Consider the following 25,332-nt stretch of genomic DNA (forward strand, 5'->3'; position numbering starts at 1 on the left):
TATACCACTTTCACTCCGCTCTCAACAGATTCATATTCAACTCTCACATTACATTGAATGCTTCGTTGCGAGCAGTCGGGTCCTGTTGGGTTGCATTGAAACCTTCGAGAATAAAGGGGAAGAAGCTTCATTTCAGCGCACAGGTCGGAGACAGAACTGTTATCCCTCAGGCCCACCGCAACTATCATCGACACAAATGATCCGAAATGAGTCATGCAATCGAATCGTATCTGCCCGGCACACTGTTGCTGAGCAGGAGGAATTGTAGATGGACACACACGACGTTGATGCAGACGAGCTAGAATTACCAATCAAACGCACCACTGGTGAGACGATTGAACAGCGGTTAACAGATAACGCGTATCATAATATTCTTCCAGCACGATACCTCCGGAAGGATGCAAACGGTGACCTTGCTGAGAGTCAAGAAGAAATCTTTGAGCGCGTTGCTCAAAACGTTGCTCTCGCAGAGGCTGTCTTTGAGGCTGATAAGCAGGATGCTGAAATCACAGTTACACCAGACCAACTCAAGCCTGACCATCCGCGTCGGGATGAACTCGCGGAGGAAGTATTTGGTGCTGGTGCGGATGCAGCTGATACTGTAACAACGACCCTATCCGTATATAATGTCAATAAATTCGCATATGAGACAATTGTCCCCGAACTTCCCGATGAGGTCCAACATCATGTAAAGAGTGTTGCTGATGAGTTCGAGGACCTGATGAGTCGATTGTCGTTTATGCCAAACTCGCCAACGCTAATGAATGCTGGCGATGAACTTCAACAGTTGTCAGCCTGTTTTGTTGATTCACCGAGTGATGATATCTCGGATATCCACCAGACAGCAAAAGAAGCTGCTGAGGTTTTCCAGTGTCTTACCGCAGACTCGACTGTGATGCTGAAAGAAAAAGGGATGGTCAGTGTTTCAGAAGTCGAAACTGGGGACCAAATCGCACAGCGATCCGACACTGGATTCCAATATAAACCGGTAGAGGAAACTCATGCGTATGAGAACGCGGAGACACTCACAGTCACGCTCACCAACGGATGCAGTATTCGTGGGACACCCAATCATCGTCTCATGGTTGATGATGAGTGGACTCGGATTGATGAAATTCAACCCGGTCAAGAAGTCCACTATACGCTTGGTTGGTTACGAGAGACAAGCCAAAGCCCACCTAAACTTCATCCTCAGTCTCATACCACCGTCAATCAGACAGCGGATTCGATATCGCCTGATAGCTCGGAACCAATAGAGCTGTGCGAGAGTGAAAACGCTGATACAGGTAATCGACATAACTCGGCTGTTGCTGTCAAACAATCCCGCACTCAAGCGCAATTGATTTCAGACGAAGTTGTATCCAGACCCGAACACACTCGACGTCCAGATCAATTGAGTGAGGAACTCGCCGAACTCCTTGGGCTATGGATTGATACTGGATTGTGGCATCAAAGTGGGGTTCAATTCAACGTTGAGCGTGAGAATATTGCTGAATATATCGATCAGCTCTCACAGCAACTGTTCGATACGCCGGCAGCAATATCAGATGCCGACGGGACGTATACGGTTGATATCACCGATCACAAGCTCAAAGAATGGTGGAAGGCAAACTTCGGGGGGAAGCCAGATGGAACACAATCGAGTTATGTTCCGCAGATGATCAAAGAGGCACCTACAAATGTGATTGAAGCATTCCTTCGGGGGTGCTTTACCGCTGAAGGGGGGCTTCGTAAGGACATGCGACCGAGGCTCTGTACTTCCTCAGAGAATAGTATTGACGACATTGCAGTCTTGATGATGGGTCTTGGCTACCCAGTTGAAAAGTCCGTTATTCGAAATGCGGACGGTGAGCCATATTACAGCGTGATGCCAGCGACTGATGACGGATTAAGTGCGTTTCTCCATGATGTCGGATTCATTGATGAACGACGTGAGATTGGTCTCTCAAATATTGAATCGAGTGGCTCTCGTGCTCTCGATAATACACATAAAATCGAAGTCGAGTCCGTCGTTGAATCTCCGCCCGCAACCGTCTATGACATTACCGTTGCAGACAATCACGAATATGTCACAGATGGAATCGTCTCGCATAACAGCGGTGGTGGAATGGGCTATGCTTTCTGGAAGCTTCGCCCATACGGTGATTCAGTTGGATCGACAGGTGGCATTGCTTCCGGACCGATTACATTCATGCGCACATACGATCAGATGTGCGAGACGATTGCACAGGGTGGTGCCAGACGTGGCGCACAGATGGGAGTTATGCGAATCTCACACCCTGATGTCATCCAGTTCATCCATGCAAAAAATAAGGATGTGTCACTCGCACATTCATTACGACTGAACGACCCTGATGATTTCACTCACACTTCATTTGCCGACGCGCTTGAAGAAGCCCGTGAACTGATTGATGAAGAAGGGCGTGTCCCTGAACATCTCCGGAATGCCGTTGAAGGTCATCTCTCGAATTTCAACATTTCAGTCGGTGTTACCGATGAGTTCATGGAGGCACTATTTGCGGATGAAGAGTTCACGTTCACGAACCCGCGCACTGAAGAGCCACATATTGCCACACCAGAGACAAAGGAATTATATGAACTCCATGATCTTGGCGAGCATGTCGAGGTTGGAGAAGAACTCTCAGTCCCTGCAGAGGAGTTGTGGGATCATATCGTCAGCGGGGCGCATGAGAATGGTGAACCAGGCGTAATTTATCTTGAGCGTGTCAACAAAGAGCACTCGTTCGACGTGGAGAAACATTCCGAGCATGAAATATTGGCAACAAATCCATGTGGTGAACAGCCACTTGAAGAGTACGAGGCATGTAATCTTGGGCACATTAACCTCTCAACATTAGCCGATAAAGACGCCCCTGACTGGCGAGTCTGGTATGACAATAATGGCGACGCATACAATAATCTCGATGACGCCGCTGAGGCGTTTATTTACGAGGCTATCGATATGAATGCGTTTAATCGTCGAATTGAATCAGGTACTCGATTCCTTGAGAACGTGGTGACGATGTCAGACTTCCCGGTTGATGAGATTGAGGCAACCGTTCGTGATATGCGGAAGATTGGTCTCGGGATTATGGGACTTGCTCAACTGTATATCCAGATTGGCGTTCGATATGGTTCTGAAGAGGCTAATGCCATCGCCGAGCAGTTGATGACCCACATCAATCATGAGTCAAAGTGGGCATCTCATGAACTTGCAAAGGATCGTGGGACATTTAATGATTGGACAGAATCAAAATACGCTGATCCGACGGAATATCGTGAATGGTTCGAACATCACACCGGGCTTGACGCAAGCGAATGGGAAGATGGATTCTTAATCCGTAATCATAACACAACAACAATCGCACCAACAGGGTGTGTCGAAGAAAACTCACTTGTCTCCACTGATGAGGGTCTTCGACCGATCAAAGATCTCGATAACACAACAGCAGAATTTGAGCAGTGGGATGAGATTGACGTCGGCGTTACCACTGATGGAGGGACAAAGACGGCGACTGCGGTTTATGATAATGGATTTGCTAATGTCCGGCAGATTCAGACAGAGAGCGGATTCAATATTGCTGCAACGCCTAATCACCGTTTCCGGACACTCTCTAGTGATGGCACGTATACATGGAAGGAAGCAGGTAAGTTCGAATCTGGCGATCGTGTCATTCTTCAACGCAATACGTTTGACGCTGGCTCTCGTGTCTCGCTTGAGGCGAATGAGCGGGCGGATGATGCACAGGACACCACCGAGGGTCCTGAGTTGCCGGGAAGGATGACATCTGAGCTTGCTGAATTCCTTGGCTACTTCATGGGTAGTGGATACATTTCTGATGAGACCCATGCGAGTGTGGATCTTGTCGTTGACTCGGATGCGACCGAGCTCAACAGCTATCTCAGTAACCTTGGGGAGCAATTGTTCAGGATTACACCCGCTGTTGAGAGTCAAGAAATGAGTCAGGTACTGTCATTCCGTGACTGTCATCTCTCACGGTATTTTGAGGACAATGGTTGGAAGAAGACCGATACGGGTCATAGCGGAGATGCATCAGCTGCGTTTGTCCCTGAACAGATCCTCGAAGGTGACGAGCAGGTTGTTAATGGATTCCTCCGGGGAGTATTCGAGGCTATCGGCACAGTCTCAGAGAAGATTGAAATTCTCACAACATCGACAACCCTTGCTGACCAACTTCAGAGTCTACTATTGTCACTTGGTCATGTTTTCACCAGAGACACGACAAAATTGATCGAGACAAACAATTATCATGATGATCAGTCACGACAGCGCCTTTGTGGGGCTACTCGGCGTGAAGATGAGCGATTCATGAATGAGATTGGCTCATTGATAGAACCAGATGAACTCAATCTAAGCACACGAGCAGATAAGAACGATACATACCCGTCATCTGTCATTGACCATGTACAGACACTTGATGGATATGACTCAGTCAGTGAGTCGCTCAAAAGTCGGATAGATCAATCACAAGTTGATGGGACTGTCTCGCGGAAATTAATCAAAGATATCGAGGCAGAAACTGCGGAGACTGTTACTATTGCGGATCGTGAACTGACTGGATTCTACGCTGCAACTGTAGAATCAGTCACAGAAGATACCGCATATACCAAGGATATTAGCGTTCCATCAAATAACACGTATATTGCAGACGGATTCGTCACCCACAACACCACCTCAATGATCGGTAACACGACTGGTGGGTGTGAACCGATATACAATGTTGCGTACTACAAGAACGTCTCCGATGACGTACAGGGTGATGAGATGCTTGTAGAGTTTGATGATTACTTCCTTCGTGTTCTAGAGCAAAATGACATTGATGTTGAAGCCGTCAAACAAGAAGCTCAAGAGCAGATGGCTAATAACGACTTTGACGGCGTTGATGGGCTTGATACCGTTCCAAAGGCTATCGGGGAGCTATTTGTTGTCACATCTGATCTCTCTGGTAAAGACCACGCTGGCGTCCAGTGTGCCTGTCAAGAAGGTATCGACTCTGCAATCTCAAAGACGTGTAATTTCCCAAGCTCCGCAACAAAAGAAGATATGGACGAAGTGTATCGCTATATCTATCAGAATGGCGGCAAAGGAGTCACCGTCTATCGCGATGGAACACGCTCGAAGCAGGTATTAACAACCCGAGCGCAGAACACCGAATTTGCGGATGAAGGTGAAGCTGCGGAGACGCTCGTTGAGCAAATTGAAGATGTATTCGGGGGTGTTGATAGCTTCTTAGATAATGATACCGTTCGCGCCACAGTAGATGATGAGATTGATCGCGTTCTCGCGGCTGCAGATGGAAACGTTGAATTAGGTAAAAAGCGCCCACGACCAGACGTTCTTCATGGGGTCACACAGCGAATCGACACTGGATATGGAAAGCTGTATGTGAACATCAACGAAGACGATGCTGGACGTCCGTTCGAGCTCTTTGCAAACATCGGAAACTCTGGTGGGTTCACCGCATCATTCACCGAGGCACTCGCCAAGACTGTCTCAACAGCACTACGATCAGGCGTCGATCCACGTGAAATCGCAAGTGAGCTGCAAGGTATCCGAAGTCCGAAAGTTGCCTGGGATAAGGGTGAGCAGATTAACTCGATTCCAGACGCGGTTGGAACTGCGATGCGTCGATATCTTGATGGTGAAATTGAGAAAGGATATCCACAACAACAGAATCTCACTGAGGTCGGGACCGATACAGGGTCTGAACCACGTGTCGAATCGGGGTCAGGGTCAGATGCAAAAGCACCTGGACATGAAACAGATGGTGGTGCAGCAGTGACGGACGATACTGTATCAACAAATCGTAATAACGGGTCACTGCCATCCGCTAATGATGAAAATAATGATACTGACGATGTGGACAGTCTCGTGGCTGCCGGTGAGAGTCCCGAGTGTCCTGAGTGTGGAAGCATGTCATTGTATTACTCCGAAGGGTGTAAGACGTGTGAATCATGTGGGTGGTCTGAGTGTTGAATTCAGTCATATCCCTTGATATGGATCTTCCCGCATGAACACACAGGAATCTCATGATACCGGTCACTGGAATGAGATAATACCCTCATAGGGCGAATTCACTCACTCATCGATTTGAGGATTTGAACTGCCTATCCTCATCGCACGTGCTCGCTGAATAGGAAGCTCTGGCGTACATTTGAGAAGCGTACAAGAGCCTTGATTACGGTGAACCACGACTATTCATAGAGAACATTATACTCGCGTTTCGATTTGTCGTCTGGATCTCTTCTGCCAGCGAGTCGATCCTCAGAGGTGAACTACTCAGATCTACTCAGCTATCACAGATAGCTTCCGTTGAGGACGGGGCTTCCAGTAACTATTCTTCAAATTCTGATTGCATTCTGAGTTGGAGAGGCTTATTCGCTGCGGGGTATCCAAAGCCCACTCTAAACTTTCTTTCTCAAATGTCTTGCTTGAGAGATCGAGCTTACCTGTCCAAACTGTGGCGAAACGAAAAGAACAGATGTTGTTGCCGTCTGCTCTAGCGGTTTGAATAATTTCACCGTTGGACTACACAGACATGTCAGACTACAATATAATCGTTATGATTATCGGGCGTGTCCCCTCCATACTCGTTCATTTTACTCACTTATTGAGGAAGAGATCCTGCCCTCAATTTTAGATAGCAAAATAAGCTCATCTGCGTCGATATCTTCTTGCGGTACACCCTCGAAATAAGTGTATGTCATCTGGCAATGCGGAGAATATACCCTCACAACGAGGACGACCATGTCCGTTCTGTGAGACAGCAATGATTCATCGACACTGTAAGTACGTCTGTCCTGAGCATGGTGTCGTGTATGATTGTAGCGATACGTTCTGGTAAGAATGCTATCCGTGCTTGTGTGTTCTATCACTGATACGTATCCAATCAGTAATTATTGCATTATTGAACTATGTTATGACAGCAATTGACCTATTGGATAATAAATTAACTTTCGATACGGTTTTTCATAGATATATATGATTTGATTTTGACTCGGCACTAACTGTTATGTCGCTTGGGTCCCTAGGTACAACGACGAATGAGTGGTCGGATGACCTGTCGAGATATGCAATTGCGTGACCCGTAATAATGGTCAGACACGAACAAATCGAACGGAGCAAGGCGATTCAAAAGCGCACGGGAAAGACATTTCACCTCGCGACACGGGTGCTCCCAGAGCGCGTTCGACATGCCACATACGTTCTGTACGCGTTCTTTCGCGTTGCAGATGAGGTGGTCGACGCCACCGATGCTGCTCCTCCACCACAACAACGCGAACGCTTAGCAGAGCTTCGACGGCAGGCACTTGGCAAAGAGTCGACGGATGATCCAGTGCTCTCAGCGTTTGCTGAACTGTGTGAGAGTTATGAGATCCCAAATGAGGACGTGAATGTATTTATTGATGCGATGTTGGCAGACGTCGATACAGATCAATATGAGACTTATGACGATCTTGAGACCTACATGGATGGCTCTGCTGCCGCCGTCGGGCGGATGATGACGGCAATCATGGATACTGAGAACGCTGAGACAGCACTTCCACACGCTACAGCACTTGGTGAGGCATTCCAAATGTCGAACTTTCTTCGAGATGTTGGTGAAGACGTCAAAGAGCGGGATCGAGTCTACCTACCACAAGAGACCTTACGTCAATATGATGTCTCGACAGCACAGATTCTAAATCTTGAATTCGACGAGAATGTCCGAGCAGTAATACAACATGAACAACAGCGGACAGAGGCGCTCTATCGCGAAGGGGTGAAAGGAATTCAATACCTCCCAGAAGACTGTCAGCTTGCTGTATTACTGGCTGCAGTCTTATACGCAGACCATCATCGTGCCATTGAGCGTGTTGATTATGATGTACTCTCAAGAACACCATCATTATCAACGCCACGCAAACTTTGGTTATTATTGAAGACACGGATGTATTGGACACTGACGCCTGATCCTGTCACTGTGTTTCGACGGGTGAGCGTGGTGCCGTATCCTGATGAGTACGACGACGTTGATGAGACAGACTCAGATGCACGTCATGATCGTGAACCTAATCGTGGATGGTCAATTGGGACGGAATTTGTCACTCAACGTTTCTCGAATCTTGTTCGACATTTCACACGCGGTGAGTGATGATAAAATATAGATAGTGGATTTAATTATCATATCATAATCATCAATCATGAAGATTAGCTATGATTACATATCCGTCGACAGATGTTGATATGTGACTTTTCTAGTGTCACTGAAACAGAAAATGACCAGATATGCTGATATGATAGAACAAACAGAGGATCGTAACATCTGGTCGGTTCCATCCGGTGGCTATACCCTCAGTTGTGGGCGGAAATCAATAGTGAGAGTAGATCTATTGTCATTGTATATTCGCATTATCATGACATTGAATATAATATATTGTTTTTAATGTATAATTTATGTATTTATCACGGGCTCAAAAGATCTGTATCAAATCGCTCTGCTCGGAGAAGACCAATCGCAAAGATAATCGCAAATACAGTCGGGATGTAGTTACCAAACCACGCGTTGATACCACCCCAGAGAATGATGAATGAGACAAGGTCATCAAGCATGAATGCACATTCATTGACGCGTTGAAGCAGGGCATGACGGTCATACCCAAAGTCAAGTGCAACCACGGCAATTGTCGCAGAGAGAACCCATCCAACGTAGTTTGACACTGGGACATCATAGAAGATACCACCGTCTGGATAGACCCAAAATCCGAGTGCAACAGCGCCTGGGTCAAGAATAATATCCATCAGTAATACAGTAATAATAACGGTCAGAAGTCGGGTGGGTGTATGTTCAGCTCGTGACCCAAGAAGTAGAATACAAAGAAGATATGCATTCATAACGAGTGGAACGAAAAATACCGGAAGCCCCAGCGGAATACCAGCAATGATGGGACCAAGATCAACACCATAGAAGAATTCACCATATGGGAATCCTGTATGCACGCCAGCGTATTCGATTGCATACGCATAGGCTGTCAATGTGACGACGGACGCTGCTGCACGTCGGTCTGTCAATGGAAGTGCTGCGGTCAAGAGCGGTGACCGCATGACAATCGTTCCAAATAGAATCAACAGTCCATTGAATGCAAGCGGTTCTGGGAGCCATCCTTCAGCGCTTGCAAGAAGGAGGACAATACCATTGAGTGGGAAAAACACAGAAATCGTGAATCGATTCTCCCGAACAAGTCGGTCAAGTCGGGCTTCCCAGTCAAGCCGACTGCGTGGTATCTGATCAAGGAGTTGAGACCGCTCACCCATAGAGAAGCCTCCAGAGAGCACCCATCGTAAGAAGCATTCCAACAATCGTATTCACCGCTGGATACCACCAATATGCCCGATCGACAGCGATATCAGACCAATAAATTGCAAACACAATCACGGGATATGCAAGTAAAAGCAGCGCAATGCGGTTATCTAAGAATGCAAAAGAGACCGCAGCCGCAAGCCAACAACAAAGACAATATGTGTAAACACGAGGTTCTCCGAGAAATGTCGCTGTTGTCTGAATACCAGCCGCGCGATCAGGTTCGATATCTGGAATCGCTGAGAAGGTATGCATACCCATTGTCCAAAACCATCCACCAGCGACGGCCGCAAGTGGAGGTTGGCTCCCGGTTACAGTTGCATATGCAGCTGCACCCGGAAGTATATAGAGTCCATTCGAAAGTGAATCAAATATCGGCGTTGTCTTAAATCGCAACGGTGGCGCTGAATATTGAAATCCAAGAATAAAAAATCCAAGTAGATATGGCCATGCTGCTTGTGGAGAAATAGCAAATATCACGATACCGAGAGCTGTCGTTATAACAACACTCGCTGCTACAACCGGGTCGCCTTGCCAACGAGTCTCTCGTCCCTCTTTTTTTGGATTGACAACATCAACATCGGCGTCAAATACATCATTGACCCCATAGAGAAAGACATTCGCAGGAAACAGAAAGTATGCAAAAAATACAATATTTTCTGGTAAAAACAGTTCTGAGACAGATGTTGCTCCAAAAGCGACAGCAACGACGATTGGTCCAGCGAGATATAGCCAGAATCGAGGTCGCGAGAGAGTTAGTAAATACCAGACGCGTCCAAGTACGTCGCGATTGGGTGTGTCTGTGTCAATATCTGTCTGCACGATTAATTCAGTCCATTACGTTGCCCGATCTGCCATTTTCTCAGCAGTCAATTGCCCACTAATGAGACACATTGGAACGCCAATGCCTGGCGTTGTAAATGATCCAGTAAAGTACAGTCCATCGACAGCCGAGGAATGATGCCCAGGACGAAGAAGTGCCGTTTGTTCGAGAGTGTGAGCAAGTCCAAGTGCTGTCCCAGCGGTGCTATTATATCGGTCTGCAAAGTCATCAACACAGAATGAGCGCTCAACAACAATCCGATCTCGAAGGTCAACACCAGTATGCTCAGCAATATCATCTAAGATGAGATTGCGATAGCGTTGACGGTGTTCTTCAGAGTCATCAAGTCCAGCCGCAATCGGGACAAGCGCAAAGAGATTTGAGTGATCATCAGGCGCAACATCATCATCAGTTTGTGACGGAACACAGAGATAGTATGCTGGATCCGCAGGCCAAGCTGGGTCATCAAAAATTTGTTCGAAATGATCATCCCAATCCGTTGGAAGCACGAGAGAGTGATGAGCAAGGTCACCGACATCACCTTCAACACCAAGATAGAGGAGAAATGCTGACGGTGCATATGTTCGTGAATCCCAATAATCAGGGTCATATTGTCTTTTTTCTGGCGGAAGAAGTTCCATTTCCGTATGTCGGTAATCCGCATTGCTCACGACAGACTCAGAGTAGAATTCTGCGTCAGTTTCTGTTCGGGTGACGAACGCTCCCTCTCGACCACGAATCTCTGAGACAGGTGCATTTGTATGGAATGTCACTCCCAATTCGTCTGCAAGTTCGACAATACCGTCTACAACGCCACCAACTCCATTCTCAGGATAATAGACGCCCATATTGAAATCAACATGACTCATTAAATTATACAATGCTGGCGTGTTTGTCGGGGCACCGCCAAGAAACACAAGCGTGTATTGCATAATTTGCTGGAGTTTTGGATGATCAAAATACTGCTCAACATGATCCTGCATCGACCCGATTAATGATAGTCCGCGGGCATTTTTCATGACGTCCCAATCAGCATAATCGGACAATTCGGCTCGGTCTTCATACACGAAGTGTTCCATTCCAACCTCGTAATTTTTCTTTGACTTTGCAAGATACTCATCAAAACGGTCACCAGCGCCGGGCTCATACGATTCAAATACCTCTCGATTTTGCTCACGGTCAGGAACCATCTCAACACGGTCGCCATCTTTGAAGAAGATCCGATAGTGCGGGTCAAGGCGAGTAAGTTCATAGTACTCACTCGGTTCTCGGTCAAAATAATTGAAGAATCGCTCAAAGACATCGGGCATCAGATACCACGATGGACCCATATCGAACTTGAACCCATCAACTTCAAGTCGACTTGCACGCCCCCCAAGTTGCTCGTTTTTTTCAAGGACCGTGACATCCGCACCTGCATCGGAGAGATAGCAAGCTGTCGAAAGCCCGCCAAACCCACCGCCAATGACGACGACAGATGACCCATCGACATCACTGAGGTCCGAGACTGTATTCATATATAATGCTAAGAGCGTCAGAGCAATAAAACGACTGACTATCCAGAAATGTCTATATGTGATAAGAAATAAACAATACTCATAGAATATCACTAATCTTGCTTCGTCTGTATATTATATTATCGACAGATATTGTCATTTTTATTATTTTATATGCTAAAGTCGATTATCCCTCTTTTATTACTGAGTGTGAAAGGTTGACCTATATAATATATATTTAACATTTTTTGCCCTTGAATGAAGATTTTCCCTTGCGTCCTTCATGCTGTATGATTGATATAAATTAGTGTCAATTGTCAATTTGGATAGAATACAAATCACTTTTTATGACGAGGAAAACTACAATATGAGATGACGATATACGTCCTTGCAACAGACCATGTCGATACGAGTGCACGATTATGTGATTACCTCATTACCCGTCTCGAAGGCTCTGATACCGTCCATGCGGTTAATTCACTGCATGGAAGTGATAAAACGGAGTCCCAAGAGATACGAGATGGTAAAGAGGCACTGTCGGTGATTAGATCACGACTTGGTGGGAGGGTCACGGTTGAGACACATCAACTTGTCAAAGGGAATGACCCTGCAGTCGACATTCTCACACACGCTGCAGACGTTGATGCAGATGAACTTGTCATTGGGGTTCAAAAACGAACGCCGACAGCTAAGGTTGTTTTTGGATCAACTGCACAATCTATCTTACTACAAACAGACCGACCAGCTGCTGTTGTGCCACTCACCGATACTGAATCATAGCGACTGAGTTTTATTGTATATAATAGTATAGATAACTAAGAGCGAATGAGGTGGATGATTCACACGTATACATTACCACCGCGGGGAACTCCCGCTACATTCCATTTGGAAATAATAGACTCCCACACCAGGGAGACCGCTCGCAGTAACGATTAATGCTGGATCATTCTGACGGTCAGATCGACAAGGCGTATCACGGCAGGCAACTTCATTAATCGTATACACTATCGCAACTATCGAAAAGTTATATCAAGATGAGGTAATCGTTGAGGACATATCAGTGATGAGATGATGTATTGAAGTAGATGACGTCGCTGGTAGTCCGTATCCCTCGGTGTTTGTAGGATGCTAGTATTGTTTATAACTATATACCAGCGATATTATGCAACTACCGGTATAAGTAGAGCATATGAGTATCCTCAGACGGTTGTATGAACAGTCAAATCGGTCTGTTGGCTTATTTGTTGATGGACCGAACGTTCTTCGTGAGGAGTTCGACGTCGATCTTGACGATGTGCGGACAGCAGCAGAGCAATTCGGGCGTCCTGCTATAAGACGACTATATCTTGATGAGCATGCACCGTCAGGATTGATTCAAGCAGCAGAGTCACGAGGGTTTGAGGTTATTGTCACAAGTACCGATGTCGATGTTCGACTAAGTGTTGATCTTACCAAAGCCGCTGTAACAGATACAGCCGATATCATCGCAATTGTCTCCCGAGACGCCGATTTTAAGCCTGCGATTGAGGCTGCAAACAGTCATGACCGACGAACAGTCGTCATTGCACCAGGAGTGAATGGACGTTCTGATGCCCTCCGGAACGCAGCAGATACTCAGATAACCCTTGGCGAAGATAACCAGGAAAAAAATCAGAGCAAGGATGCGCACGGCGTGACGGCGAATGTAATGGCTCATCAAGAAAATCAAACTATCAATGAAAAAATAAAATCACACGCCAATGTCGATGCAAATGTAGACGCAGATACAGATACGGACACAGACCCAAACTCGAATTCAAACTCCGAGACAGCAGGGGATGCTCCGACGTTCGTTGGATATGATAATTAAGTGTATGGATAGACACTAATCTGTATGGACTCACTAAAAACGCCAATTCTTGATAATCATCTTCATCTTGACCCAGAGCATGGTCAAGGGATTGATGCCGTCAAGGACTTTACTCAGATGGGCGGAACTCACCTTCTCGTTGTCAATAAACCGTCCTGGCATCTTGGCATCAATCCGACATCCGGTTCAGATTTCGATTCGGTTTTCGAGACAACAATTGATATTGTCGAGACCGCATCAGAGATTCTTCCAGGACGGGCATGGCCGGTATTAGGTGTTCACCCTGGACTGATTTCTCGACTCGTGGATGAGCGGTCATATGACCCCGAGACAGCAGCAGAGTTGATGTGTGCCGGACTCGACCGTGCAGCGTCATATGTCCAAAATGACACCGCACTTGCATTGAAATCTGGACGACCGCATTATGATGTCTCTGAGTCAGTATGGAAAGCGTCAAATCGTGTGATGAAACATGCCTTTCGTCTCGGTGGTAAAGTTGATTGTGCTGTTCAATTACACACTGAAGCAACAGACGATCTTACCGATATTGCAATGTGGGCTGAGGACCGAGGCGTCCCTGCACAGCGAGTTGTCAAACATTACGCCGGGGGAACACTCGCCGGACCAACGCCAAGCGTCATGTCGCAGAAAGATCGATTAGAGACTGCGGCAATTGAGGATGAGCCATTTTTGATGGAGACAGATTTTATTGATGACCCTGATCGACCCGGGGCAGTCCTTGGACCAAAAACTGTGCCTCGACGTGTTAGGTGGTTACAACAAAATGGATATGAGACTGCGATTGAGCAAGCACACATTGAAACACCGAAAATGATCTACGAGATTGATACAGAATCAACGCTTGCGTCGAATTCATGAATCCCAAATCTTGAATCTATAATAGATCGAGTGCTTTTATACGCTGTCAAGACGATCGTTACAGGCTTGACCCTGAGGTGCGTCACACTCTTGATATTATCCGGATTCATGTTGATGATTCGATTGACACAGTCATTTAAATGCAGACAATTCAGCGGTGTGAGAATCATCTTATATTTTCCAATAGACCCATCCATTGATAGTGATTAGTTCGAATAGTTTTACCGACGGTGTCGAATGACGCGGGTTCAGCGGCTCACATCACCGACACGGATAATCACGGCGGTAAAGACTTGCACTAATCACTATGAGAGGATATTATTACAAATGATATCTGTGAGCGATACGAGACGTCTCTTTACTATGAGAATACAGCGTATCATACCCCAGCATATGAGAGATTTTGACGACACAGTGCATAGAATGTGATGTCATTGTCTGCATACGACAAGAAAGGTCTTTGAGTACTGACCGGAATTATGAAGATATGACCGAGGCTGAGGAGACATACTATACCGAAGAACGGTGGCAGAACTGGCTTTCACGCGTCGAAGAAGAAGAATTAGACCCAGAGAATGAGGACTCTGCACGGTTGTTGTTGAATTTACAAGATGATGCCGCAATTGCCATTGCAAAGATCGTATCAGCATTTGAAGAGGATGATCTTGATCAATCAGTAGCACTTGATGAACTAGAGCGAGTTCGCGAAATCGTGTTGGCGGAGCCGGAATTTGAGGCACAAGGAGGTTCTGAGGATAAGATAATGCTTGTCGATGGTGTTCAAACCAGTCTAATTTGTGTTTTTTATGCTGCTGAGGAGTACATTCTCGGAGGAACCGCAGAGTCAGCACCATTGACTGAGTATGTTGAGGCTGCCGCAGACGCTGAGGCAGACGAAGATGTTGATGCCGCCCTCGGATATTTGGTTCAAGCGGGAACACGAATTATTGCAGGCGATGAACTTGATGTGACCGTTGTCGATGAAATCGAATATGGGCTTGTCTCTGAATGGGTCAATGGGCTTGATAGCCTGCAAAGTGCAATGAGTGATCCCGAGGTTGTTGAAGAAGACTAATTACTAGAGTCGTGCTCAGTCTCGGCTGATCAATTATTCTCTGCTTCGTGGACGCTCAGTGATTGTTTAACAACCTGTGAGGGCAAGTTCCCCGAACCCGCCGGCGGGGGTGAAGCCCGACACTCGGCCTAATGCTACGTCTTCTCGATATACCGTTCACCACTTTCCGACATCGCTTCTGTCGTCCCCACATACTATTCGACCTTCCAGAATCCAGCACTCCAGAAATACCTCTCCAGAGCATCCAACCAGTGCGAATCTGAGATAGATACTCACAATCTCGGTGAGTGGAACTGCTATCGAGAGTGACGACGCGTATCCACGTCTGAGGACTGTATGGCACTGTGTGGCACTGCGTCTGCTCAGTATATACTATCACGCGTACGAGTCGATATGCTTTCGACAAACAACGTATCTATCATCGACAAATCCAAATACCGGCCCATTGATATTAGAGATATGTCACAGACACCTGTTGGTATTGATGGAATTGAATTATGGAGTGGAAAGCTACGGCTTGATCTTCCAAACACATTTGCACCTGTCAAAGATGAAGACCCAGAAAAATACACCAAAGGGTTGGGAGTCGAGCATTCCTCCCTTCCTGATGTGTATGAAGATATCGTAACAATGGGAGCAAACGCCGCAAAACAGCTATTAGACCGAAAGGGGCTAACGCCGGATGATATCGGTCGAATTGACGTTGCCACAGAATCGGCATTTGACAACTCTAAGCCAGTGTCGACTTATATTGCAGGTTGTCTCGAAGAAGTGTATGAAGATGACTTTCATCATGCAAACAAAGGAGAGCGGAAGTTTGCTTGCGTTTCAGGCACGCAAAGTATCGATGATGCATACAACTGGATCCGAGCGGGGCGTAATCGCGGTCGCGCTGCATTAGTTATTGCAACGGATACCGCATTATACGAGCGAGGTGACCCTGGTGAAGCAACACAGGGTGCAGGCGCAATAGCGATGCTCATTGATTCAGACCCAGATATTGTTGCGCTATCGACTGAGCAAGGGTTTGGGAGCGCTGATGAGACGGATTTCCTCAAGCCGAACCAACAGTTCCCAAGTGTTGATGGAAAACGATCCATGCAGGTGTATCTCGCGCGAATGCGAGAGGCGCTTGAAGATTATGAATCAATCGCTGACGACACTCATTCTGATGACTTCGCGTATATTCCGTTCCACACGCCATTTCCAGGGATGGTGCGAAAAGCAGCACTCCTTGGATTTAGACATATCTCGCGAGGGACTGACGTCGAATCAGCACTCGCAAGTGAAATTGGAAGCCAGCCACGAGAATCAGAATATGTATCACGAGAGGCGTATGAGGAAGCAATTCGTGGATATATGGATGAGCTCAAAGAAACGGACACATATCGTGAGTGGTATGAAACCGCAATTGATCCAACGGTCAATATAGCCCGGATGGTTGGAAATTGGTACACCGGGTCAGTACATATTGCACGGCTTTCAACACTTATGTCTGCCGTAGATGCAGATCGTGACCTTGCCGGCGAGAAACTCCTTGTTGCATCATATGGATCAGGTGCACAAGCAGAGATTCACGCTGAAACTGTACAGCCGGGATGGCGTGAAGCAATTGCACCAATTAATGTTGATACACAACTTGAAGCTCGATATGATCTTTCATTTGATGAATACGAGCGTGTCCATGACGTACACAATCATGAAAAAGATACTGAGATTGAGGCATTCACCACGCCTGAATCAGAATTTGTCTTTACTGGATGGGGACGGATGAGCGAGCGACGATATGAATATGTTGAGTAAATCGATATTGAGTTAGCACTAGTTAGCCAAGTCAGCGCTCAGTTATGATCTAGAAAGCAGTCCGTGATTTCAATTTCTTTGCGGTGGAGTCCCCTTCCTCAAATTGCGGTAGTGATGTTGTGACAGGAGATATCTCACAGTCTGCGATTACTACTCTATATATGTGAGACAAGTAATACAAAATACAGACAGATTGAGCAATTTTCATGAGTAAAGTGGGTGATTCAGATGATATTTCAGCTCATCGCCGTTCAGAGGAATGCAAGAGAAATTATGTTCATCTGCATCCAATCGCCCGATTTTCCAGGCGCTCAGATGAATTGGTGTGATATCGGGGCTCAGATGTGACTCCAGAGTGATTCATACTAATCGACGGACATCATCAATCATTGTTTCTAAATCTTGATTCGAGAGCGCAAGTGAAAACCCATCAATCGTTGCCAGTGCTGGGGCGTGTTCCCAAAGCTCTGCCTCAGTAACCCCATGAAGTACAACTGCATTTGGGGTTGGATTGACGACGCGCATTGCGACGAGTGGGGATTCACCACGCGTGATGCCTGTAAAGACAAGTGCACGCGATGTGGACTGTCCATATAGCCGATAAAACTCCTCAGACGAAAGGCGAGTTATCGCTTCAATACTATTGATGATTGTGTGTCCACTGATGCGGTCATGATCACCACGGACGATTTCAGTTGCACCCATCGCCTCATATAATGTCTCAAGTGGGATTGCTGTTGGATATTCTCGCAGATCTTGAACGATATCACTCTCAAATCCAGCCGAAATAACACGCGCGTATTGTCGAATGCGACCACCACCACGCGCTTCATCAATATCTAATAACGCTTCAACCATCCGTCGAACAACACCGATTCCTGGGCTCTCGCGTCGTCCGCTTTCATAATCTGAGATTACTGATGAGGACACATCGAGCTGATCAGCAAGCGTCGTCTGTGAAATATCAAAATCCGTACGCCATTTTCGGAGTGTTGCACCAGGGTCATTGCTGAGTGTGACCTCACCGGCGATTCGACGAGCTAGATCATCTCGCGGAGCAGCGGTCGTCATCCAAATAGCTCCTTTTGTGAGTTGTTCACGTATATCTATTCATTATTGCCGTTGGCTACTAAAAAGCGTATCAACCATTCATTCGATATATAATGAAGATACTTCAGAAACTGTGAATCTAGAACCAATAGAGAATATTCGGATCAGAGTATATTATTTATATCATTAGTTCATGACACATGAGGGTGAGTATCAATTTTATTTTTGATACCAGACGAACGCTCAAGCTTCTGTATGTCAGAAAAATAGGTGTGCCATCAACACTCGTTCATATTTCGCTTGGGCTATTACTTGCGGTTGGGATTCTTGGAGATCGTTTCACTGGACGACACGTATTAATTGTTGCTGGAGCGACAGCACTGCCGGATCTTGATGTTGCATTTGAAGTGATGTTTTCTGGCGCTCATCGCGCCGTTGGACACACATTTGTCCTGCCAACCTTACTCATAATTGGATTAATCTGGGAAACACGGTGGCGGCAACAATCAATACTCCGACAGCGATATGGAGACTCTGGCGTTGAGATGTCGTTTGTCGCTGTCGGTTGCATGTTCGCAGCCGGAATTGTTCCTGATCTCGTTGTGGGAGGAGTGAATGTGTTTTATCCGTTTCATGACGCATTTATGACAGTCGATGGACGATTATTATACTCAACAGATCGTGGATGGGTGCAAACGTTCATAGAACCATCAGCGTCACCAGATGCAACACAGTCACGGACAACACAAAACTTTGAGTTTCGGACTGTAATCGATGCAGAACCAACACTTGGAGCAGACACTGACTCAGGAGGTGTCGAATCAGAGCAACCACAGGTTGAGCGGATTTTTCCAGTTGCAATGACGGGATTTCGAGGGTGGCTCCTTCCACTCGCAGCAATCGTGACGTCACTCCGATTGTACCGTAGCCGACATGAACACGCAGAGCGTGATACGATCACAAATATGACAGAATAATGAGATATGAAGGTTTCACCAATACTTGTTCATAGGTTCACTATACTCTCAAATGATCAAATCGTACTTCATGAGTCGAGCTAAAATGAATAACCAGCACCGATGAGTTGCCCGCCAGAGATCACAATCCGTCCATACGAACAACTCAGTGATGAAAAGGCTCTGTGGAAGTGTAAGCAAGCATTCGAGCGTGAACTTGGCGCTAAGACCGGAGATGCTGAAAAGTCCGATTTATATCAATCAAAGTTAACAGCAACATATCATGATCGGTGGCTGGCGTGGGTTAGTCACTGCGTCGGAATCGATCCGGGATGTATCGCCGTTGCTATGATCGACGATCATACAGAGGTGTGTGACCACCCTACGGTCAATAATATTAATAAATTGAATAACGATAGGAACGGCACAAAGACAGCTAAGACAAATACACTCGTCGGTTACGCATTTTTGCTCCCAGAGTTATTCGGGTTCATCTGGGATGCAGCTGTGCTCAATGAATTGTATGTCGCTCCATCATACCGTGGTGAGGGAGTCGCCGATGCATTATTTGAAGCTATACTTACAATTGCCCGCGAGCAGACCTTACCAGTAAATCGGCTTGTATTAGATGTTGATCCGAAAAATGACCGTGCTCGGGCATTTTATGATCGTCATGGGTGTGATCGATGGGGTGAGATGCTCACGCGGTCACTGTAAGAATTATTGGAAATATGATTTCATGTGAGACGAAGTACGCAATCAGACATTCCAGTACTGTTCAGTGCAGTTTTAACATCATCTGATGGTTGAATAGAGGTCAAGATTCTTGCAACCCCTCTGTGTAGTATCGATTATGCTTCAGCGTTTTCGTGCGAATGGTCCGGCTCTTCTTGTTCCGCTCGCATGGATTGTTGTCGGTGCCGCACATGCGGAGTATGTGTCGTTAGAAGCACTGACAATCGCTCATGGTGTAATGGCTGTCATATTAGCTGGATTTGTTCTGCTCTCCTGGAGTGATATGCGTTCTGGCGCTCTTCGGACATGGTGGATTATTGTTGCGATTGGGTTTGTTATTACACTTAGTGGGTTGATTGGGTTACTCTCGACGCCACTGAATCGAGGTCTCCTTCGCGTTTCACTTAGTGGGTGGATGCTTCTTCCTGCAATCGGATTTATTGACACCGGTCGCCGGTCAGGTGCAGTACCATTAACAACGTTTGGGGCTGCTGTTATCTCGGTTGCTGGAACGGTGCTTTACTTTATCAGCGGTAGTGAAATGGTTTTAATATTTGCTGGACTCGCACTTGTCGGAGTCGGTCAAACAATCGGAATTGTTGATGCAGTCATCCGATATCAGATATAAGATATAATATAATTACATTTTTGAGAGTGTGTATAGTGAACGTGATACAATACTCTGTGCGATTATTGATCCCACTCGCGAAGTGTCGACCGAACCGTCGAGGGTGACGCAGCAAGTCCACCACCTTGTGCAAATGATGGTCCGCCACCACCTCCACCACCATATGTATCCGTGAGTTCATCAATCACTGTGCCAGCATTGACCTCGCTCGCATCATCAGCAGCGATAACGACAAATGGACGCTCACCAGTACCAACAATAGCAATAACCGAACCATGAGGTACTCCTTCATGATCAATATTGGATGGTGACTTGAGAGCCCGCTTTGCAGCCTCTCCAGCGTCATTTACCCCAACAGATATCTCTGTGATCGATCCAATACGCCAGACTGCCGTGTCGGTCTGTGTCGATTCGAAATCAGCAATTGCTGAATCAAGTATCTTCGCCTCTAAGTCATTCACCCGTGATTCAAGCTCATCACGTTCATCACGAAGTGCAGTCGCCCGATCACTCAAATTAATAATATTTGTTTCCAACGCTATTGCTGTTTCACGAAGCGCACGATGTTGTGTTGCTCGTCGATCAATTCCTGTTGGTCCGACAGCAAACTCAATTCGTGTCATTCCTTCACCTGGATTTGATCGCTCAAGAACTGTCACCGGACCAACCGCACTGGTGTTCCCAACATGCGTCCCGCCACATGCGGCTACATCCCATCCGTCGATATCAACAAGTCGAACAGAATCGGCATCACTCATGACGCCCTCTTCGGTTTTAGTGTTGAATGCAACATCCTCACGCGCTGCTGCCTCAGCTGTCGGGACGGTCTCCCACGTTACGTCCCGACTTTCCCAGACGGTGCGGTTTGTCAATTGCTCTAATTTGATGAGTGTTTCATCATCAATCGGTGTCGTTGTCGTGAAGTCAACACGAATTTTCTCAGAATTAATCCCAAATCCACCATAGCCAAGATTATCAAGAATCTGACGACCAGCGCCATAGATAATATGACTTGCAGTGTGTGCCCGCATGCAATAATTGCGGAATTCATCGTCAATGATACCGATTATGTCATCACCGATATCAAATGTGGGCGTCGATGCAAGCGTATGTTTAACAACACCATCCGCTGACTGCACGTCAGTCACTGAGATGTCACTAAGCGTCCCGATATCCGGTGGTTGTCCACCACTCTCAGCATAAAAGTATGTATGGTCTAATGTCACTACTTGTCCGTCAATTCCCGTGACGGTCGCAGTAAACTCACGCACAGTTGGGTCATTCGGAGCGCGGGTTTGCATATGTGACAATTTAGCCAGGATCAAATCAACTTCGCGATATCAAAGTACCGAGTCAAAATGGATGTTATCAATATAAATAGAGGTCATGTCAGAGTCGTCGTCCCACGGGAATATACATGAACTATGATGCGAATAATACACCTACTCATCAACGAGTGTGATATCAAGCGTTGATTCAAGTTCGCGAATGAGTGACCCCCCAACACCTGCTCTTGTTGCTCGACCCTGTTCAACTGCGAGTATGTCTCCTGATTCGACCTCTAATTCAGTCGCTAACTCATCAATCGTAAATCCAGCAGCTTGGCGAGCGGACGCTGCAATCTCACCATATTCGGAGACAAGATATGGAAGTTGGTCCTGTTCGTAATTCGTTCCCTCACGCTCCCAATGACGTGAATCGCTAGTTGCTTGATCATGCATGCGTGCATGCTGCTGCACAGCCCGTTTCTGTCGTGATGGCTCATCATCACTTCGTTCCTCATTATTACTGCTACCAGGACCAGCCCCCGCATCATCGTGTGGTGTACATTCTTCACAGATGAGTAATTCGGCGCCAGCGACGTTTGCCTGCGTAAGCGTGGCTGTTGATTGCCCACAGAGTTCACAACTGTCGCCGTCACCGCTACCACCTCCGCTCCCGGTGGAGTATTTTGGCATACGACCACATACTAACTCTATTTATATAAACCTCAGTTGAACTCAAAGATATATGTATCAGTTATTCATGATAACTAAGTTACTCTAATGATGAATGGAATTCAGCACTCCCCCGCAATATTCGCCAATACTGTGTTATACAGGATCAAGGAGAATACCTGCGGGTCCAGCCCTGTCTTTTACCCACAAGTCCGTGGAGTCGTAACCAGACGTTTCAAACGCTCTCAGAGGTATTTTGAACGCAAAAAATCGAGGCGAGAAGCGATTCAGATAGTGATATCGGCTGTGGGAGTTACAGAACGCCGGTAATCAACTCCACTACACTTGTTCCAAAGAGGTGTTGAAACTGTAGATACCGAGGATTTCAGTCGTGCTCGCCGATCCCGATCCCGTTCCGCTAAAATCTTGACTCGAGTTGTGGGTAAGAGACAGCCCTTGTGGTCGGGGTTGTTCACGGGCCGCTGTTGATGCTGGTGTCATATCCCTGAATTGTTGAATAGTAATTGTTTTGATATATTGTAAACCCATTGATGACTATCGGTCGGGAGTGGACTACGGACAACAGCGGCGGCGGTACCGTCAGCCACTTTTTGAGATCTCCGTGAGTAAAGGGAATCAAGAGTCCCTAGATTCAAGAACACTCTCCGAGTACCGTATCGTATGACCAATGACTCAAACACATCACCGAAATTTCTCTCGTCGCTTCCGAGCCAACCGATTACGGATAACATCGTGAAGCAGATCGGTGAAAGCGATAGTCCGAAAATTCGCGGAGCGATGGGCTTTCCTGGCTCGACACCGGGCACTATCGAGGTGTTTCTGCTGGCGATGGAATCAAAAACTCACGTGGTCGTATTCGATCCGACCGAGGAGCAGTGGCGTGTTTATAACTCGTTCAATACCGAGGACATGACTCACGACGAAATGGTAGACCACGCCAGCGGGATTGCCAACGAGTGGCTTGCTGAGAGTCTTTCAGATCGTATAGCCGCCGGTGAGGAAGAGTAACAATGGTTGAGCCCGGATCGACCGCTCACACCTGCTGAAGCTGTGAGTACGTCACGGAGCAGAGACGAGTTCCTATTGCTCCCAGCGACACCCGATAGCATGTTTGACGGCGATGAGGTCTCGGACGTGCGGGACTTGCTGATCGTGACCGAGAGCGTGTTGACTGTCCTTGCTTATGAGGAAGCGTACGGCTGGAATACTGTCATACGATTCGAAAACACAACAAAATTCAAGAAAGCTGTGACGGCGATTGTCGAGTACCGAGAATACGATCTGTCCGAAGAGGACATCAAAATTATTGTTGCGGACTATCAGTATCTGTACGAAGCGGGATTCGAGTGAGCCACAAGAGAGTTCCTGTCTGGGTACAGTCATGAAGTTACGTTACTACGCAGACTCGGACATTCGAGAGTTGCACAACCACGTGCTACGGCTGTTGGAGAAGGTCCACGACAACCACGACATCCCGGTTGAGACCGACCGGATCAACGAACAGCACGGACCTATCACAGACTTCCCCGGCGAGGTGCAGGCTTCGACACGCGAAGAGGTCTACAAGCGCGACCTCAAGCGTAACCATGCCCTGAACGAGTCCATCGAGCCGATTCCCTCAGAGGGATTCAAACGCTACGGCAAGCTCGACATTGCGGGGAACGTTGCGGTCGTCGATAACGAGGGAACCGTCCGGTGGGCGTCAACGCTTCCGGGCTACGCCGATGGTTATGGACCAGGTGCTGAGTCACAGACTGCGATGGACTTTCTCGAAGACATCGCCATCTCCCCAAGCAATCGTATCTGTGTCAAGTGTCTCAATCTGCTGGACGGCGACGAGAGTTTCTGCCCGAATTGTGGTCACGATCTGTCGTGAACCAACAAACCCCAACGGGCATCCAGACAAAAAGAGATAGAGCGAGACGATACGAGAGCGAGTCCGACTTTAGCCCATCTTATCCAGCGCATCTCGATGATCTTCTACAGGCACTTGATTGTATTTCATCGTCGTCTTCGGGGCTTTGTGACGAAGCTGGGATTTCGTGACCGCAAGGTCCCTCTCCTTTGTCATGAGTGTCCCAACTGAGTGTCTGATCGTGTACCACGACATAGACCGATTGCCCGTCTCGACCCCAGCCTCGTCGCAGAGCTGATGTAGGAGCCACCGGAGACTCTTTGATCTATAGGGATTTCCCTGACTGGTCAACCAGAGCAGATGACTATTCGTGTATCGGCCGTACAGCTGGTGTTCGTCTTTCCACCGTTCCACCGCTGTTGCCGTCCGCTCGGTTAGGCTCACGGTCCAGTTTCCGACGTTCTTTGACGATTCCTGCTTCGGGATTCGTAGGACTGCATTATCGGTATCAATCCATGACTCTCTGACATTACTGACTTCATCTGGGGGGTATCGGTAGCCGTCACCCTCTATCCAGACCCACTTGTCGAACTTTGCCATTCGATATGCATCGGAGTAGACTGTGTACTCGGAGTAGCCTTTGTCCTTGTCTGGGGACTTCCCGAAGTTCAACAGCCATGACGAGAACTTCACTCGCTGGTCTTTGTGGTCTACCAGTTCTCTCTCGGTCAATACGCCTTCGTGCGATTTTGGCACCACTGGGATGTTCCGTCCAGGGTCCAAATCGCCGTTTAAGCTAATGTCACAGCGTTTCAGATCGATTGGTAGGTCCATCAGTAGTCTTTCCTATCGGTCCTGAAAAA

At 47.1% G+C, this 25,332-nt stretch carries 19 protein-coding genes and 6 pseudogenes; 18 read left to right on the forward strand and 7 right to left on the reverse strand.

Annotation, left to right across the window (positions count from 1 at the left end; genetic code table 11):
• Positions 1-268: 268 nt before the first annotated feature.
• From HQRW_RS16975 to HQRW_RS10055, 7 genes and pseudogenes are all read left to right on the forward strand, one after another.
• A pseudogene (locus HQRW_RS16975) lies at positions 269-871 on the forward strand (ribonucleotide reductase N-terminal alpha domain-containing protein); the annotation flags it as partial.
• Between the two features lie 42 nt (positions 872-913).
• Positions 914-3,598 (forward strand): annotated as a pseudogene (locus HQRW_RS16790) (adenosylcobalamin-dependent ribonucleoside-diphosphate reductase); the annotation flags it as partial.
• Positions 3,599-3,673: 75 nt separating this feature from the next.
• Positions 3,674-4,666, forward strand: a pseudogene (locus HQRW_RS16795) (LAGLIDADG family homing endonuclease); the annotation flags it as partial.
• 24 nt (positions 4,667-4,690) lie between these two features.
• Positions 4,691-5,264: pseudogene (locus tag HQRW_RS16980) on the forward strand (adenosylcobalamin-dependent ribonucleoside-diphosphate reductase); the annotation flags it as partial.
• A 77-nt stretch (positions 5,265-5,341) separates the two neighbouring features.
• Positions 5,342-5,998 (forward strand): annotated as a pseudogene (locus HQRW_RS16985) (TSCPD domain-containing protein); the annotation flags it as partial.
• A gap of 724 nt (positions 5,999-6,722) precedes the next feature.
• Positions 6,723-6,866, forward strand: a complete 144-nt coding sequence (locus HQRW_RS16145) for an HVO_2523 family zinc finger protein (RefSeq protein WP_014556499.1) — start codon at positions 6,723-6,725, stop codon at positions 6,864-6,866.
• 249 nt (positions 6,867-7,115) lie between these two features.
• The gene (locus tag HQRW_RS10055; RefSeq protein ID WP_011572079.1) at positions 7,116-8,156 is read left to right on the forward strand and encodes a phytoene/squalene synthase family protein; all 1,041 of its coding nucleotides are present in this window, start codon (positions 7,116-7,118) and stop codon (positions 8,154-8,156) included.
• Between the two features lie 311 nt (positions 8,157-8,467).
• Here the strand turns inward: HQRW_RS10055 and cruF are convergent, their stop codons facing one another.
• Genes cruF through HQRW_RS10070 form a run of 3 tightly spaced genes read right to left on the reverse strand, consistent with a single transcriptional unit; the run spans position 8,468 to position 11,702 of the window.
• Positions 8,468-9,316, reverse strand: a complete 849-nt coding sequence (cruF, locus tag HQRW_RS10060) for a bisanhydrobacterioruberin hydratase (protein ID WP_014556500.1) — start codon at positions 9,314-9,316, stop codon at positions 8,468-8,470.
• A complete protein-coding gene (locus HQRW_RS10065; protein WP_014556501.1) occupies positions 9,309-10,184 on the reverse strand; it encodes a prenyltransferase in 876 nt (291 codons plus the stop codon). The genes cruF and HQRW_RS10065 overlap by 8 nt, the downstream gene beginning before the upstream one ends.
• Positions 10,185-10,199: 15 nt before the next feature.
• Positions 10,200-11,702 carry a phytoene desaturase family protein gene (locus HQRW_RS10070; RefSeq protein WP_014556502.1) on the reverse strand — a complete coding sequence of 501 codons (1,503 nt, stop codon included), beginning with the start codon at positions 11,700-11,702 and terminating at the stop codon, positions 10,200-10,202.
• A 351-nt stretch (positions 11,703-12,053) separates the two neighbouring features.
• On the opposite strand from HQRW_RS10070, the gene HQRW_RS10075 reads away from it, so the two are divergent.
• The 5 genes and pseudogenes from HQRW_RS10075 (at position 12,054) to hmgB (ending at position 17,287) form a co-directional block, all read left to right on the forward strand.
• Positions 12,054-12,461: a universal stress protein gene (locus HQRW_RS10075; protein WP_014556503.1), complete on the forward strand. Its 408-nt coding sequence runs from the start codon at positions 12,054-12,056 to the stop codon at positions 12,459-12,461.
• A 409-nt stretch (positions 12,462-12,870) separates the two neighbouring features.
• Positions 12,871-13,323, forward strand: a pseudogene (locus tag HQRW_RS10080) (NYN domain-containing protein); the annotation flags it as partial.
• A gap of 231 nt (positions 13,324-13,554) precedes the next feature.
• Positions 13,555-14,409: a TatD family hydrolase gene (locus tag HQRW_RS10085; RefSeq protein ID WP_014556505.1), complete on the forward strand. Its 855-nt coding sequence runs from the start codon at positions 13,555-13,557 to the stop codon at positions 14,407-14,409.
• Positions 14,410-14,896: 487 nt separating this feature from the next.
• Positions 14,897-15,484 carry a DUF2150 family protein gene (locus HQRW_RS10090; RefSeq protein ID WP_014556506.1) on the forward strand — a complete coding sequence of 196 codons (588 nt, stop codon included), beginning with the start codon at positions 14,897-14,899 and terminating at the stop codon, positions 15,482-15,484.
• Positions 15,485-15,943: 459 nt separating this feature from the next.
• Positions 15,944-17,287, forward strand: a complete 1,344-nt coding sequence (hmgB, locus tag HQRW_RS10095; RefSeq protein ID WP_048067054.1) for a hydroxymethylglutaryl-CoA synthase — start codon at positions 15,944-15,946, stop codon at positions 17,285-17,287.
• A gap of 360 nt (positions 17,288-17,647) precedes the next feature.
• On the opposite strand, the gene HQRW_RS10100 is transcribed toward hmgB, so the two are convergent.
• Positions 17,648-18,358, reverse strand: a complete 711-nt coding sequence (locus tag HQRW_RS10100) for a helix-turn-helix domain-containing protein (protein ID WP_011572088.1) — start codon at positions 18,356-18,358, stop codon at positions 17,648-17,650.
• Between the two features lie 251 nt (positions 18,359-18,609).
• Here HQRW_RS10100 and HQRW_RS10105 point away from each other — a divergent pair, with 251 nt between their 5' ends.
• The 3 genes from HQRW_RS10105 (at position 18,610) to HQRW_RS10115 (ending at position 20,656) form a co-directional block, all read left to right on the forward strand.
• Complete coding sequence (locus HQRW_RS10105; protein WP_014556508.1) at positions 18,610-19,314, forward strand: metal-dependent hydrolase; 705 nt, start codon at positions 18,610-18,612, stop codon at positions 19,312-19,314.
• A 102-nt stretch (positions 19,315-19,416) separates the two neighbouring features.
• A complete protein-coding gene (locus HQRW_RS10110) occupies positions 19,417-20,010 on the forward strand; it encodes a GNAT family N-acetyltransferase (protein ID WP_014556509.1) in 594 nt (197 codons plus the stop codon).
• 136 nt (positions 20,011-20,146) lie between these two features.
• Entirely contained in the window at positions 20,147-20,656 is a 510-nt protein-coding gene (locus HQRW_RS10115; RefSeq protein WP_014556510.1) for a hypothetical protein, read from the forward strand.
• A 62-nt stretch (positions 20,657-20,718) separates the two neighbouring features.
• On the opposite strand, the gene HQRW_RS10120 is transcribed toward HQRW_RS10115, so the two are convergent.
• Both HQRW_RS10120 and HQRW_RS10125 read right to left on the reverse strand, forming a co-directional pair.
• Positions 20,719-21,957, reverse strand: coding sequence for an alanine--tRNA ligase-related protein (locus HQRW_RS10120; RefSeq protein WP_014556511.1), 1,239 nt, complete (start codon positions 21,955-21,957; stop codon positions 20,719-20,721).
• A gap of 141 nt (positions 21,958-22,098) precedes the next feature.
• Entirely contained in the window at positions 22,099-22,614 is a 516-nt protein-coding gene (locus tag HQRW_RS10125) for a helix-turn-helix domain-containing protein (RefSeq protein ID WP_011572093.1), read from the reverse strand.
• Between the two features lie 660 nt (positions 22,615-23,274).
• Here HQRW_RS10125 and HQRW_RS10130 point away from each other — a divergent pair.
• From HQRW_RS10130 to HQRW_RS10140, 3 genes are read left to right on the forward strand one after another with little or no spacing between them, the layout of a single operon-like run.
• Entirely contained in the window at positions 23,275-23,622 is a 348-nt protein-coding gene (locus tag HQRW_RS10130) for a hypothetical protein (RefSeq protein WP_014556512.1), read from the forward strand.
• A gap of 42 nt (positions 23,623-23,664) precedes the next feature.
• The gene (locus tag HQRW_RS10135) at positions 23,665-23,964 is read left to right on the forward strand and encodes a hypothetical protein (RefSeq protein WP_149031549.1); all 300 of its coding nucleotides are present in this window, start codon (positions 23,665-23,667) and stop codon (positions 23,962-23,964) included.
• A 31-nt stretch (positions 23,965-23,995) separates the two neighbouring features.
• Complete coding sequence (locus tag HQRW_RS10140; protein ID WP_014556514.1) at positions 23,996-24,490, forward strand: zinc ribbon domain-containing protein; 495 nt, start codon at positions 23,996-23,998, stop codon at positions 24,488-24,490.
• A gap of 69 nt (positions 24,491-24,559) precedes the next feature.
• On the opposite strand, the gene HQRW_RS10145 is transcribed toward HQRW_RS10140, so the two are convergent.
• The gene (locus HQRW_RS10145; RefSeq protein ID WP_065757389.1) at positions 24,560-25,306 is read right to left on the reverse strand and encodes a tyrosine-type recombinase/integrase; all 747 of its coding nucleotides are present in this window, start codon (positions 25,304-25,306) and stop codon (positions 24,560-24,562) included.
• Positions 25,307-25,332: the final 26 nt, after the last annotated feature.

This window comes from Haloquadratum walsbyi C23, from assembly GCF_000237865.1.
Lineage (GTDB): Archaea > Halobacteriota > Halobacteria > Halobacteriales > Haloferacaceae > Haloquadratum > Haloquadratum walsbyi.

Excerpts from the sequence above, each read along its gene's own strand:
- hmgB (WP_048067054.1), top strand. The coding sequence starts at position 15,944 with ATGTCACAGACACCTGTTGGTATTGATGGAATTGAATTATGGAGTGGA.
- HQRW_RS10110 (WP_014556509.1), top strand. The coding sequence starts at position 19,417 with ATGAGTTGCCCGCCAGAGATCACAATCCGTCCATACGAACAACTCAGT.
- cruF (WP_014556500.1), bottom strand. The coding sequence starts at position 9,316 with ATGGGTGAGCGGTCTCAACTCCTTGATCAGATACCACGCAGTCGGCTT.
- HQRW_RS10140 (WP_014556514.1), top strand. The coding sequence starts at position 23,996 with ATGAAGTTACGTTACTACGCAGACTCGGACATTCGAGAGTTGCACAAC.
- HQRW_RS10125 (WP_011572093.1), bottom strand. The coding sequence starts at position 22,614 with ATGCCAAAATACTCCACCGGGAGCGGAGGTGGTAGCGGTGACGGCGAC.
- HQRW_RS16145 (WP_014556499.1), top strand. The coding sequence starts at position 6,723 with ATGTCATCTGGCAATGCGGAGAATATACCCTCACAACGAGGACGACCA.
- HQRW_RS10115 (WP_014556510.1), top strand. The coding sequence starts at position 20,147 with ATGCTTCAGCGTTTTCGTGCGAATGGTCCGGCTCTTCTTGTTCCGCTC.
- HQRW_RS10085 (WP_014556505.1), top strand. The coding sequence starts at position 13,555 with ATGGACTCACTAAAAACGCCAATTCTTGATAATCATCTTCATCTTGAC.
- HQRW_RS10090 (WP_014556506.1), top strand. The coding sequence starts at position 14,897 with ATGACCGAGGCTGAGGAGACATACTATACCGAAGAACGGTGGCAGAAC.
- HQRW_RS10055 (WP_011572079.1), top strand. The coding sequence starts at position 7,116 with ATGGTCAGACACGAACAAATCGAACGGAGCAAGGCGATTCAAAAGCGC.
- HQRW_RS10075 (WP_014556503.1), top strand. The coding sequence starts at position 12,054 with ATGACGATATACGTCCTTGCAACAGACCATGTCGATACGAGTGCACGA.
- HQRW_RS10120 (WP_014556511.1), bottom strand. The coding sequence starts at position 21,957 with ATGCAAACCCGCGCTCCGAATGACCCAACTGTGCGTGAGTTTACTGCG.
- HQRW_RS10130 (WP_014556512.1), top strand. The coding sequence starts at position 23,275 with ATGACCAATGACTCAAACACATCACCGAAATTTCTCTCGTCGCTTCCG.
- HQRW_RS10070 (WP_014556502.1), bottom strand. The coding sequence starts at position 11,702 with ATGAATACAGTCTCGGACCTCAGTGATGTCGATGGGTCATCTGTCGTC.
- HQRW_RS10100 (WP_011572088.1), bottom strand. The coding sequence starts at position 18,358 with ATGACGACCGCTGCTCCGCGAGATGATCTAGCTCGTCGAATCGCCGGT.